Annotated in this window: 9 protein-coding genes; 3 read left to right on the forward strand and 6 right to left on the reverse strand. The window is 64.0% G+C overall.

Features of this window, described 5'->3' with window-relative positions; all coding sequences use genetic code 11:
• Positions 1 to 4 precede the first annotated feature (4 nt).
• The 5 genes from K5X80_RS01010 to K5X80_RS01030 form a co-directional block, all read right to left on the reverse strand.
• Entirely contained in the window at positions 5 to 535 is a 531-nt protein-coding gene (locus K5X80_RS01010) for a MarR family winged helix-turn-helix transcriptional regulator (protein ID WP_222559022.1), read from the reverse strand.
• A gap of 49 nt (positions 536 to 584) precedes the next feature.
• Complete coding sequence (locus tag K5X80_RS01015; protein WP_222559023.1) at positions 585 to 2,720, reverse strand: acetate--CoA ligase family protein; 2,136 nt, start codon at positions 2,718 to 2,720, stop codon at positions 585 to 587.
• Positions 2,717 to 5,026, reverse strand: a complete 2,310-nt coding sequence (locus tag K5X80_RS01020) for an acyl-CoA dehydrogenase family protein (RefSeq protein ID WP_222559024.1) — start codon at positions 5,024 to 5,026, stop codon at positions 2,717 to 2,719. Before K5X80_RS01020 ends, K5X80_RS01015 begins: the two co-directional genes overlap by 4 nt.
• Before the next feature lie 85 nt (positions 5,027 to 5,111).
• Positions 5,112 to 5,948 (reverse strand): class II aldolase/adducin family protein, encoded by an 837-nt coding sequence (locus K5X80_RS01025; RefSeq protein WP_222559025.1) that lies wholly within the window; start codon positions 5,946 to 5,948, stop codon positions 5,112 to 5,114.
• Between the two features lie 31 nt (positions 5,949 to 5,979).
• Positions 5,980 to 6,891: an NAD(P)-dependent oxidoreductase gene (locus tag K5X80_RS01030; protein ID WP_222559026.1), complete on the reverse strand. Its 912-nt coding sequence runs from the start codon at positions 6,889 to 6,891 to the stop codon at positions 5,980 to 5,982.
• Between the two features lie 197 nt (positions 6,892 to 7,088).
• On the opposite strand from K5X80_RS01030, the gene K5X80_RS01035 reads away from it, so the two are divergent.
• On the forward strand, positions 7,089 to 8,402 hold the full coding sequence (locus K5X80_RS01035) for a spinster family MFS transporter (RefSeq protein ID WP_222559027.1): 1,314 nt from the start codon (positions 7,089 to 7,091) through the stop codon (positions 8,400 to 8,402).
• 1 nt (position 8,403) lies between these two features.
• On the opposite strand, the gene K5X80_RS01040 is transcribed toward K5X80_RS01035, so the two are convergent.
• Positions 8,404 to 9,267, reverse strand: a complete 864-nt coding sequence (locus K5X80_RS01040) for an SDR family NAD(P)-dependent oxidoreductase (protein ID WP_222559028.1) — start codon at positions 9,265 to 9,267, stop codon at positions 8,404 to 8,406.
• Between the two features lie 796 nt (positions 9,268 to 10,063).
• Here K5X80_RS01040 and K5X80_RS01045 point away from each other — a divergent pair.
• Entirely contained in the window at positions 10,064 to 12,502 is a 2,439-nt protein-coding gene (locus tag K5X80_RS01045) for a TonB-dependent receptor (RefSeq protein WP_222559029.1), read from the forward strand.
• Positions 12,503 to 12,528: 26 nt separating this feature from the next.
• Entirely contained in the window at positions 12,529 to 13,470 is a 942-nt protein-coding gene (locus tag K5X80_RS01050) for a TauD/TfdA dioxygenase family protein (RefSeq protein WP_222559030.1), read from the forward strand.
• The last annotated feature ends 20 nt before the right edge of the window (positions 13,471 to 13,490 follow it).

The following is a 13,490-nucleotide window of genomic DNA, read 5'->3' on the forward strand; positions in this document are numbered from 1 at the left end:
AGGGCTAGGATTTCTCTTCCAGCGAATAGACGGTAGAAGGGGCGGCAAAGGGATCTTTCGCCTGCGTGCCCTTGCGGGCCCGCTTGGGGTCGGCCACCGGCACGTTGGTCAGAGCCTCCATCACTTCGGCCCAGATTTCCATCTTTTCCCTGCCGACCGCTTCGGCCACTTCATAGAACAGGCGATGCTGGCAATCGTCGAGCACCGCTTCGAAGCGGCGCCCCGCAGGGGTGAGCTTGACCGATTTCGCCCGGCGATGCAGCGGATCGGTTTCCACCTGCACCAGCTTGGCCTTGAGCAGCCCCTGGATGGATTTGTGCAGGGCCTGCTTGGATGTGCCGTTGCGGTTGGCGAGTTCGCTGAGGCTGCGTGCCACGCCGCGGCTCAAGGTATCCAGCACACGGTGATGGTTGCGCCATAATCCGCGCCGCACCAGCAGGGCATCGGACTCCTTCGTGACATTCATCAGCCCGAAAAAGAGCAGCAACACGTAACGTTCGATATCATCCTTGGAAACGGGCGGAATGGTGGACAAAGTCTCTTCCTAATGTCGCTGAACAGTTGGGATTATACGGGACATTTTTCTATTGGCCAGCAATGGCCGCAAGGCCATCCACCGCCGTGCAGCCCCGCGCGCCGACGATAACCGGATTCAGTTCCAGCTCGGCCAGAAAAGGATGCCTTTCAAAGAAGTCCGCCAGTGCGAGGATCATGCTGACCAGAGCCTCGCGATCGGCCTGCGGCTGCCCACGATAGCCCTCCAGCAAGGGGGCGCACCGCAGCTCAGCCAGCATGCCTTCGACCATTCCTCGGTCCACCGGCAGCACCCGCAGGGAAACGTCCCGGAACAGTTCGGTATAGACCCCACCCAACCCCACGGTAAGCACAGCCCCGAATGTCGCATCCCGGGTCAGCCCGATCAGGAATTCCGGACCCTGCGCCATGGCCTGCACGACCATGCCCTCTATCGCGGCATCCGATCTTTGCCGCTGCGCATTGTCCATGATGCGCGCCCACGCCGCACGGAGCGCTGTGGTATCGCCAATCCCCAGTTCCACCCCGCCGATATCGCTCTTGTGGGCGATCTCGTTGCTCAACAGCTTGAGGGCGACGGGATAGCCGATCGCATCGGCGGCCCGCAGCGCCTCCGCCTCGTCCACGGCCACGCTTTCGCTGACAACCGAAATCCCGGCATCGGCCAGAAGCCGCTTCACTTCCGCTTCGTTGAGCGTGCGCCGCCCGCCCCGCACCAGATCGGCTATCCAGCCGGGCATGGGCGTGGGCGGCACGGCACGCGGCCGCCACAGCGGTGCGGCCCACGCCTGGCGCCAGTCGAGAAAGGTGGCGAGGCTGGCGGCAGTCCGCAGGCTATCGGTGAAAACCTCCACCCCGGCAGCGCGCAAGGCAGGGGCAGACTGCGCATGCGACGGGTCGAGTGCGACAATCAGCTTGTCCGTTTTTCGGCGCATGTCCATCAGGATCGGCGCCGCGGCATCGAGCAGTGACCCCATGATGTAGATCACGATGCAATCGACCTCTTCGACCGTGGCCAACACTTCCATCACCGCGCGCAGCTGGCTCATGTCGTTGATCACGTTGCCCGTCAGATCGATCGGGTTGCTGACCATGCCGTAACTCGGGATGATCGCGCTCAAGGCGGCCTGTGCCGTGGAAGAGAGAGACGGCACAGGCACACCCGCATCGGCGAACATGTCGGCCAGAAAGGCGCAACCAGCCCCCGATAACGAAACGATGCAGACGCCGGGCCGGGTAACCTTCGCACCTGTCGCCCACAGCCGCGCCATATCCATCACTTCCGCTGGATCGCGGCAGGCGGCGATAGCCAGTTGGCCGAACACCGCATCATGCACGGCGGCATTGCCCGCCATCGCGCCGGTGTGCGACAGAGTCGCTTCGCGGGCCTTGTCCGACCGGCCAACCTTGGCCAGGAACATCGGCTTGCCCGCTTCGCGCAGCCTGACCGCAACGTCGAGGAATGCGGGACCATCGCGCAACTGTTCGCAATAGCCGAGCACCGCGCCGGTGCCTGGATCGGCCAGGAAATGCTCGCAATAGCGGCTGAACTCGACACTCGTCTCGTTACCAGTCGAGACGAAATAGGACATGCCCAACCCGAAATCGCGGGCATCGGCGGCCATCATGCTGACGCTGTTGCCGCTCTGCCCGATCAGTGCCAGCGGCCCCTTGGGCAGATCTTCCGCCAGCGTGGTCAGGAAAGATGCGCAAATCCCTTCGCGAATGTTGGCCACGCCCATCGTGTTGGGCCCGGCCACATGCATCGTGCTTTGCGCCAAGAAAGCGCGCAGCTCCGCCTCTAGCCGCGCGCCACCGTCAGTCGGGTCTTCACCGAAACCCGCGGCAAACACTACCGCAGCGGGCACGCCCAGCGTGTCGAGCGCGTAAAGGCTGGCAATGGCAACAGGCGCGACCACGGCAACGATCGCGAGGTCCGGCGTCCACGGCAGGGACGCGATATCGGGATAGCAAGGAATCCCCTCGATCGCGTCATACTTGGGATTGACCAGCAGGATACGCTCGCGCGGGAAATCATGCGCCAACAACCCCGCCAGCGGAATGCCGCCGATCCGCCCCAGTTCCGGCGTCGCGCCAATGATCGCCACACTTTGCGGATCGAGTAGGGAGCGGAGCATGGCCATGCCTTCACCCGGTTCAGGCCGTACTTGCGTCGTGCCGCTCATTTCCGTCCTCCTCGAAGGCTCAATGCGCTGGCGATGATCGATAGCTGAATCTCGCTCGATCCGGCGAAGATCGAATAGGCCAGATCGTTGAAATGATTGGGGACAATCGCCACCCTTTGTTCTTCGGCCAGGGCCTGCACCGGTTGATGGTGAAGCGGTCGGGCGGCAGGCCAGCGCAGCGCATCCCTGCCCAGCCCATCGGCCGCGAGAGCACCGATCTGCTGGCGCACTTCGGCCATGCGCAGTTTCAGGGCCGATGCCGCGACATGCCCCGATGCAGCACTGTCAGTCTGCGCCATCGCGAGCAGTTCGCCCATTTCCAGCGCATCGAGCGCCGCCGCCACGCTGGCGAGCCGGTCATCCAGCGTATCGTCGCCGTCTTCCAAGGTGCCTACGGCCCGGGCGAAATAGGCCCGCAACGGGCCTGAAACAGTGCTGCCTCCCCGTTCGAAATCAAGCAGGTACTTCGCACATTCCCAACCACCGTTTTCCGCACCGAGAAGATTGACCTGCGGCACGCGAACGTTGTCGAAGAACACCTCGTTGAATTCCAGTTCACCCGCCAGCGTCCGGATCGGGCGGATCTCTATCCCCGGCGTGGCCATGTCGATCAGGAGGAAGCTGATCCCTTCCTGCCGCCGCCCTTCCTGCGAGGTGCGCACCAGCGCGAACATATGGCTGGCGTGCTGGGCCTGCGTGGTCCAGATTTTCGAACCGTTGATGACGTAATCCGCGCCATCCGCCACCGCACGCGTGCGCAAGGCCGCCAGATCGGAGCCTGCGCCGGGTTCGGAATAACCCTGGCACCACAGGTCATCGCCCGAAAGAATGCCCGGCAGATAACGCGCAATTTGCTCAGGCGTGCCATAATGCAGCAAGACCGGAGCCAGCATCCGCAGCCCCTGAAGCTGGAGCGAAGGCGCCCCGCCGCGTGCGCAGGCATGTTCGAAAAGGTAGGCCTGCACCGGTGTCCAGCCCGTGCCACCCGCTTCGCGCGGGAGATAAGGCGCGATCCAGCCTTGCTCGTAAAGTTTGCGGTGCCATGGTCCGGCAACATCGGGTTCCGGGAAAACCCCTACCGCCAGCCGCGCGCCCCGACGCAGATCACTGTCCATTGCCTCCGCCACGAACGCAGCGACATCACGCCGGAACGCCTCATCCTCCGGCGCGAGGGTGAGCGACATGCCATCGGCATCATCCTGCCCCGGTTCGGGTGCGCAGGCGAGGGCACGCCCCGCTTCGTCCGTATCCCGTATGATCGCGGCCAGACGCCGCTTGTGCCAGGCCAGCCCGTGCCCCTCATGCGCAAAAGCGAACACCGCCTTGAACGGGCGGGACAGACCGCACTCCTCGGTAAAGCCGATGGCGCCGTGCAATTGCACCGCTTCGCGCGCGACGTGATCGCCGATTTCGGCCACACGCACGAAAGCGCTCGACAGCGCGCGATCCCGGCGGCGCGGCGCGGCGGCGCATTCCGCCTGCGCATAGGCGGCGGCGGCGCGCGCTTCCGTTGCTAGCACGCTCATCCGCGCCACCCGGTGCTGGATGAGCTGAAACCCGCTCAACGGCTGGCCGAACTGTTCGCGCGTGCGGACATGATCGCAGGTCATTCGCACCAGTTCGCCAATGGCGGCAGCAGCCTCCCAGGTCCGCACCATCTGATGGAGCGCCGCAGCGCCATCCAGCGCCGCAACCGCTTCCGCTCCCTCTGCCAGACAGGAGGTAGGCGGCAGAACCACCCCCGCACACACGAAATCAGCGGCGAGCGAACCATCGACCACCGACACCGGTTGCACTGACAGGCCCGGCGTATCCGCAGGCATCCACAAAGCCACACGCGTGCCCGCAACATCGATGGCATCGATCAGGAAAGCATCGGCCCAGCCACCGCCCGGAACAAGCGTGAGCTTGCCCGACAGGCGATAGCCCGCCTCCGTCCGCTTCATAGTGAAATCCGGCTGCCACTCCGCCACGACCGGCGCAACGCGCAAGGCACCCGCGGCAATCCCGCGTAACAGTTCGGCACGATCGGACCGGGCCCCCTGTGCGAGCACGGAGGCAGCAAAGGCCACCGTCCCGGCATAAGGCGTCCGCAAGCCCGCTTCGCCGAGGAGACGCGCGGCAAGCGCGATTTCATCGCGACCGCCGCCACTGCCCCCGAGATCTTCGGCAATACCCAACCCTGTGACACCGAGATCGGCCAGACAGCGCCATTGCGCCGCTGCATCTCCTGCCGGCAGCGCAGCCAATGCCCGGCGCAGCCCCTCTTCGAACGCGGATTGTTCAGGGGTCGGCGCCAGCTTCATACCCGGGTTCCCACGGAATTCCAGTGCAGGGCACCCACCTGCCGAGTTCCATTCCGGATCATCGATGCCGTGCCCGCACGCATGTTCAATCGAACAGGTCCGGTTCTTCCGCCGTGATCCATTCCCAATAGGGCTGGAAACAGCAATAGGCGGTGCACTCGTCACCGATTTGCGAGCGGGTGTGCCGCGCCACTTCGGGCAACATCGGCCGGATGGTCCCCGCCGATTGCGCCAGCAATTGGGTCTGGCAGGCGTTTTCCATCGAAAGATAGCGCCAGATCGCCGCTTCGACCGATTCTCCCACCGTCAACAGCCCGTGGTTCATCAGGATCGCGGCGGGCTTGTCCCCCAACGCGGCAGCGATCCGATCCCCTTCGGAGGTGTCGTAGACCACCCCGGTAAAATCGTCGAACAGCACGTGGTTTTCGTAGAACGCCGCAGCATCCTGGCTGATCGGTTCGAGCAACGTGCCGAGGCTGGAAAAGGCCTTGCCGTACAGCGAATGCGAATGCGCCGCTGCGATCACATCGGGCCGGGCCAGATGCAGGCGACTGTGAATGGCGAAAGCCGCGCGGTTGAGCCATGGCCGCACTTGCCGGGGCGGCTGCACGATATCCCCGCGATGATTGACGAGCATCAGGTCCGACACCCGAATCTTGGTGAAATGCACACCGAAGGGATTGACCCAGAAATGATCCGGCCATTCGGGATCGCGGGCGGTGATATGCCCCGCCCCGCCCATGTCGAACCGGAAGCGGCCGAATATGCGATAAGCCGCGGCGAGCCGCTGCTTGCGCGAAAGGCGCTCTTCCTCGATCGTCGGCTGCTGGGGAGTGACGAAACCTTCCTGCTGTTCAGGCAGAATGCTGGCGACCTTCGCCGGCACGGGGCCGGTGCGCGATACGGCAGAAACTGTTTCCATGGCCATTCTCCTCTTCCCGGCAAGCGGCTCGTTAGGGGGCGAGTTTGAAATGCTCCCGCAAGGCCGCGACAGCCTTCGCCAGAACGGCGGCGAAGGCTTCATGCGTGTTCGCCCCATTGTGCGGGCTGAGCACGACATTGGGCAGTGCCCGCAAGGCTTCCGGTACGCGCGGTTCATCCGCAAACACGTCCAGCCCCGCCGCACCCAGCCGCCCGTCTGACAGGCAGGCGATAAGGGCTGCTTCATCCACCAGACTGCCGCGGGCGATGTTCACCAGCACGCCCTGGGGCCCCAGAGCCTCCAGCACCTCGCGATTGATCGCGTGGTGGGTTTCGGCAACGGCCGGGGCCGCCACTACGAGGCAATCGGCCCGCGCCGCCAGTTCCCGTAAATCGGACACGAATGGATAAGGCAGATCGGCCTGCGATGACCGCGAAGTGTAAAGCACGGGCATACCGAAAGCTTCCGCCCGCCGCGCCACCGCGCGCCCGATATTACCCATGCCGAACAGGCCTAGCGTGCGCCCGCTCACCCGCCGGCTGGTGACGTTCACCCATTCACCCTGCCGGATATGGGCATCGGCGGACACGATCCCGCGCCCTGCGGCCAGCAACAGGCCGAAAGCGAGTTCGGCGACATCTTCGGTATTGGCGGCGGGGCAATTGCGCACGACGATGCCCCGCTCCGCCGCCGCAGCGGCGTCGACGACATCGGTCCCCGCCCCTTTGACGACAATGATCTCCAGCGCGGGCAAACGCGCGATCACTTCGCGGGTGATCGGCATTCCGCCGGTATAGGCCAGCATCCCCCGAATATCGGCAAGAGCAACCCCGGCTGCGTCCATGTCTTCGACCGACCAAAGGGGAGCCAGCCGCGCGGCACCATCCAGCGCCGCCTGCGCATCCTCGTGCTGCCACCAACCGGCCGTTGCAATGTCAATCATCAACCCGGTAGTCATTTATACAAACCTCTCCACCCGATTGTAGATCACAGTTGGCAATGGGAAACAAGCGGAGTCATTCTTGATTTGCGTTATAGGCCTGCTATTCCCGGCAATGTGCTGCCAAAAGAACAGACGAAGCAGCCACTATCATGATCGGGCGAGAGGGGCACAGCGACATGAAGACAATGTCAACTGAGATGACCGATCATCAACAAAGCAAAGGCGGGCTGCGCGCCTGGTTTGCCGTGGGCGTGCTCAGCGCGCTCTACGCCTGCTCGTTTATCGACCGGCAGATTCTTGCTCTGATGGTTGAACCCATCAAGCGCGATCTGCAATTGAGCGATACGCAGATGAGCATCCTGATCGGACCTGCCTTCGCATTCTTTTTCGCCATACTGGGCCTGCCCATGGGCGCGATTGCAGATCGCTTTTCACGCAAGGCGCTGATTTCCATCGGTGTCGCCGCGTGGTCGCTGTTCACCGCCAGTTGCGGCCTTGCCGGCAATTTCGCCCAGTTGCTGCTCGCCCGGATGGGGGTCGGCGTGGGCGAGGCCACGCTGGGCCCCGGCGCCTATTCGATGATCACCGATTACTTCCGCCCCCACCAGCTCGCACGGGCCATGTCCGTCTTCGGCATCGGGGTGGTGGTCGGCTCCGGCCTGGCTTCGTTGATCGGCGGCTATGTGATCGAAGCCTCGATGACCACCCAGGCCACCCATCTGCCGCTGATCGGCGATGTCCGGCCATGGCAGATGGTCTTCATCGTCGTCGGCCTGCCCGGCCTGCTGCTGTCGTTGCTGATGCTGCTGGTGCGCGAACCGGCGCGGCGCAAGCCCCTAGCGGCAGCGCAAACGGGCAACGTAAACGGGCTCGGCCGCCAGCTTCGCCGCCAGTTTCGCGCCTATGCCGCGATCATGGGCGGATTCGGCCTGCTGTCGCTGTTCGGCTTCGGCGCGGGTTCGTGGCTACCGACCTATCTCATCCGCGTCCATCATATGCCGATCCACATCATCGGCCTGATCATCGGGCTCTCCACTATCATCTTCGGCACGATCGGCACGCTGACCGCGGGCACACTCAACGATCGCCTGGTCAAACGCGGCCGGCCCGATGCCCCTTTCATCGTCGGCCCGGCCATCGCCGTGTGCTTCCTGATCGCCGGCCTCATCATGGGGCTGGCCCCCACACGCGGGATCGCGCTGGCCGGCGTGCTGCTGTTCAGCGTGTTCGGCGCGACGTGGAGCGGGGTCACCGCCGCTGCCCTGCAACTCATGACTCCGCCGGATCTGCGCGGGCGGGTGTCGGCGGTGTACATGATCGTCAACAACGCAGTGGGGCTCGGGCTCGGGCCATTGCTCGTGGCGCTCGCGACCGACCACATCTTTGCCGATACGCTCGCGGTCGGCCACGCGATCGCCCTGACCGGGGCCATCGCCATTCCGCTGGGGATCGCCCTGATCCGTTCGGGCCGCACGCATTATCTGCGCGCGGTGGCGGAACAGGCGGAATAGATCAGGCTGCGGCAATCTCCGCATCGCCTGCCAGCGTGCGGATGGGGACACCCAAGCGTTCCAGCAGGGGCAAGCTGCAGATGATTTCGCCCGACAGTGCATCGGCCGGGCGCCAGCACAATTGCAGCGCGGCTTCGGCCATCGCTTCGACCGGTTCGATATGGTCGCGTTCGTCCCAGTTGCCGACGGCGAGAGCGCCTTCGCTGGCCACCGCGCCCACCGGGGCCAGCGCATTGACCGCGATTCCGCTGCCCGCCAGTTCGATGGCCCAGCCCGCCGTCAACCGGTTCATCGCCGCCTTGGACGTGCCGTACACGGTGACACCCCCTTCGCGGTTGTATTGGGTGAAGCGGTCCGCCCGGTCATAAGGCGCAGGGCCCGGAAGGCCGGACGACATGCTGCCGATGTTGAGAATCCAGCCCTGCCCCCGTTCGCGCATATGCGGCAACGCCTGCTGCGACAGTTCGTGTGGGGCCATCACGTTCATCTGAAAGGCCAGATGCATATGGCGCGGGCTCGCCTCCCAGATGGGCATGAACCGCGCCCAGGCCGCGTTGTTGACCAGAATATCGAGACGGCCGAACTGCGCGATCGTTTCAGGGACGATCCGCGCACGGCTTTCGGGATCGGCCAGATCGGCCTGGATCATGTGGCATTGCCCGCCCGCTGCGCGGATCAGTTCCGCCGTTTCCCGCAGCGATCCCGCCAGCTTGCCGCCCGGTTCGGCGGTGCGGGCAACAATCGCCACCGCCGCGCCTTCCGCCGCAAACCGCCGCGCGATCGCCGCCCCGATACCTCGGCTGGCTCCGGTGATCATCGCCACTTTGCCCGCCAGCACTTTTGCCGGATTTGCCGCCATACCCATCGCTCTCCGCCTCTCGTTATATGTGATTCGAAAATTCTAAGACTTGAGTCTAAAAATATGCGCTGGAAATGCAACAGGCCGCCAAGCTGGGCAGCGAACAGGTGCCCGGCTCTATCCTGCACCCCAAAATACCTACTATATGAATGGGATTAAAAAAGCGAAAATGCGTGAAATGTTCACCACGGCAGGGAACCATCCGTAAGACAGAGGCGATATACGGCGAAACGAGGGAAATATGCTCTGGCTTGCAGGGGCCAAAGGTAAACTTTGCTTGACCACTATATTCCCACTTTATAGATAGGGTTTTGTCAGCAGGGCGTGATTCCACCCGCTGATGGCAAACACCGGGATCCGCGGCTTTTGATCGGGATGCAGCTTGCTCCGCGTTACCAACCGCTAAAGCGCGCGATGCTGAGGCGACACCGCCAAGCATCGTGTTCCCCTCAACCGATGAGGTGATACGATGCGCATGACCATGACAGAACAGGGCTGAGCGAAGCCTGACGGGGCCGCTGCCAGACCGGCAGCCGCATCCGCCATGCCTTCCCTGCGGAGCCGTACCGACGGACCGCGCCTGCCCGCTTTCAACACACACCACCGGCGGCCGGGGCGGTTCGCCTGCCGGAGCCTGCTTCACGGCGCATATCCGCGCGCCGCATCCCCCGTGTCGGCCTCGTGTTCGATGGCTGCCGGGCATGCGGCGCCGCGTCCTGAACAGGTTCCGGCAGGCCCCGAACGCCCGCCCCACGCCGCCACGCTTTCTCCTCCACAAGAGGTTCAGGGTTCCAACAATATCATGAAAAATAACACTATTTATCCCATTTCGGCTCCCCGCGCGAAACTGCGACGCTGGCCCTTGCTGACCGGCGCGGCCATGCTGCTGGGCATCCCGGCTGCTGCCCATGCAGCCGCTACCAACAGCGCGGAGGCCACGCAAATCGCCGACACCGCCGAGAACACCGCCTCCGATGCATGGAGCGCCGATGCCATCATCGTCACCGCTTCGCGCCGCCGCGAGGAAAACGTTCAGGATGTGCCGATCGCGATCACCACGCTGAGCGCGGACGCGATTGAGCGACGCGGCGATTATACGCTGCAACAGGTTCAGCAGCAGGTTCCCTCGCTACAGGTGTTCAGCTTCAACCCGCGCAACACCAACATCAACATTCGCGGTCTCGGCTCCAATGTCGCGCTGACCAACGACGGACTGGAGAACGGCGTCGGTATCTATATCGACAACGTCTATTTCGGGCGCGTCGGCCAATCGCAGTTCGATCTCGTCGATCTCAGCCAGATCGAAATCCTGCGCGGCCCGCAGGGCACGCTGTTCGGCAAGAACACCACCGCCGGGGCGGTCAACATCACGTCGCGCCTGCCCAGCTTCGAACCCGAATTTTCCGGCGAGGCAACGATCGGCGACTATGGCTATCATCAGGTGCGCGGCTCGATCTCGGCGCCGCTGATCGCTGACAAGCTGGCTTTCCGCCTCAGCGTGGCCGACACCCACCGCGACGGGTTCCTCTACAACAAGGCGCAGGACGCCAAGGCCCAGGACTATGACAACTTCACCGTTCGCGGGCAGTTGCTGGCCAAGCCGACCGACCGCCTGACTCTCCGCCTGATCGGCGATTTCTCCCGCCAGAAGCAGAACCATGTGCTGAACGTGCTGGCCGGGACATTCGACAGGTACGACGACGGCACGCCGATCCCGGAAAGCTTCGCCATCCGCACCGCGCGGGCTGGATATACGCCCGCGTCACGCGATCCCTTTGCCCGCATCGGCGATGCCGACAGCCATTACCAATCGAACATGAAAGGCTATGGCCTTTCGGGCGAAATCAACTGGGATCTGGGCAAAGTCGCGCTGACCTCCATCACCGCCTATCGCTGGTGGGACTGGGACCCGGCGAACGATGGCGACAGCACGGCGCTGCCGGTCATCACCAAAGCGCAGCAGGTCAACCGCCAGCGCCAGTTCAGCCAGGAAATCCGCCTCGCTTCCAACGGCAAGAACACCATCGACTGGGTCGTGGGCGGTTACTACTTCTGGCAGATCATCCGAGGCTACGGCGCCACCGCCTATGGCGCGGCGGCACCCAACTGGTTCCTGCCGACAACCCCGGCCGCCATCGCCAATGCCGCGCTGAACGGGTTCGAGGCGCAGTCCACGTCCACCCCCGAAACGAAAAGCTATGCCGCGTTCGGGCAGGCGAGCTGGAACATCTCCCCCCGGCTGAGCCTGACGGCGGGCCTGCGCTTCACGCATGAGAAGAAGCAAGGCGCCTACACCCAGTATCATGCCGGGGGTGTGGACCTGGCCACGCTGCCGCCCGATCTTGCCGCGGCGGCGGCGGCGATCCGCGCGGGCTATGCCCCGGTAACCAGCTTCTCCACCCGGTTCAGCGACAACAGCCTCTCGGGTCTTGTCTCGCTCGGCTACAAGATCACGCCCGATGTGCTGCTCTACGCGACCTATTCGCGCGGCAACAAATCGGGCGGGCTGAATCTGGCGCAATTGCCCGCCGGGGTCAGCCCCACTGTCGCCCCGGAACGGGTGGACAGCTATGAAATCGGCCTCAAAAGCCAGTTGTTCGACCGGCAGGTGACGTTCAATCTGGCGGGCTACTGGACCGAAATTACGGACTACCAGACCGCGATCACCGAACAGCTGCCCAACACGGTCCGCTTCATCCAGTATATCGCCAATATCCCCAAAGTGCGTTCGCGTGGGGTGGATGCGGACCTGACCTGGGCGCCCACGCGACTGATCAACTTCACCGCTTCGGCATCCTACACCGATGCGAAATACCTTTCCTACACCAACGCCCCGCAAGCGCCGGAGCGGTTGAACCAAAGCGCGGTACAGGATCTTTCGGGTGAGCAACTGCCCGGTGTGCCGAAGTTCACTTATGCGCTGGGGGCCGACCTCGCCCAGCCGCTGGGCGAATGGCAGGGCCGCTCGATCGAGTTGTACGGCCATGCCGATTACTCGCACCGTTCGTCCTTCAACACCTCATCCAGCAATTCGCGCTACGCCGATGTGCCCGGCTACGGGCTGGTCAACGCGCGGATCGGCATTCGTGACGCCGACGCCCGCTGGGATGTGTCCGTTTGGGTCAAGAACCTGACGAACAAGGATTATTTCCAGACGCTCAGCCCCACCGCGCAAGGTTCGATCACCGCGCTGATCGGCGAACCGCGCACCATCGGCGCAACCCTGCGCACCCGGCTTTGACCTATCCCACTGAAAGGAGAACTGCCATGACTGCCCTTACCCATGATTTCGTCAATGCCAGCGAAGCCGACAGCCCGCTGGATATCGTGCCCGCAGCCGGGCGGATCGGCGCGGAAATCCGCGGCATCCAGCTGTCGGGGGATCTCGACGAGATAACGGTGGCCGCGATCCGCGCCGCGCTGGTCCGCCACAAGGTGATCTTCTTCCGCGATCAGACCAGCCTCGACGATGCCGCGCAGGAGGCCTTCGCCGAACGGATCGGCCAGCCGGTCGCCCACCCGACTGTGCCGGTGGCGGAAGGCTCGCGCTTCCTGCTTGAACTGGATTCGCGCGAGGGATACGCTGCGTCGAGTTGGCACACCGATGTAACCTTCGTCCCTGCCTATCCCGAAGCTTCAATCCTGCGCGCCATCACCGTGCCGCAGGCAGGCGGCGATACGCTGTGGGCCAACGGGGTGACCGCCTACGAAGAACTGCCCGATGGCCTGAAAACGCTGGTCGATGGGCTGTGGGCCGTCCACACCAACGATTACGATTATGCCGGTGCTTTCGCCAACGCCCCGGCGGAGCGGGTGCAGCAGCACAAATCGGTCTTTGCCTCCACCGTTTACGAAACCGAACATCCGGTGGTGCGGGTTCACCCGGAATCGGGCGAGCGGGCCCTGCTGGTCGGCCATTTCGTGAAGAAGTTCGTCGGGTTGAACGCGGCGGATTCGCAGCGCCTGCTCGCAATCCTTCAGGACCACATCACCAAACCGGAAAACACCGTACGCTGGCGCTGGCGCGCCCATGACGTGGCGATCTGGGACAATCGTTCGACCCAGCATCGTGCGATTGCCGATTTCGGCCTCCAGCGCCGGACCCTGCGCCGCGCGACCGTGGCGGGCGATGTGCCCATCGCCATCGACGGACGCCGCAGCCGCGCCATCACCCCGGCCACGGAACCTGCCCTGCAGGCGGCTGAGTAACGTCCCCGCCTGCAAGCGGC

The sequence above is a fragment of the Caenibius sp. WL genome (assembly GCF_019803445.1).
Classification (GTDB): domain Bacteria; phylum Pseudomonadota; class Alphaproteobacteria; order Sphingomonadales; family Sphingomonadaceae; genus Caenibius.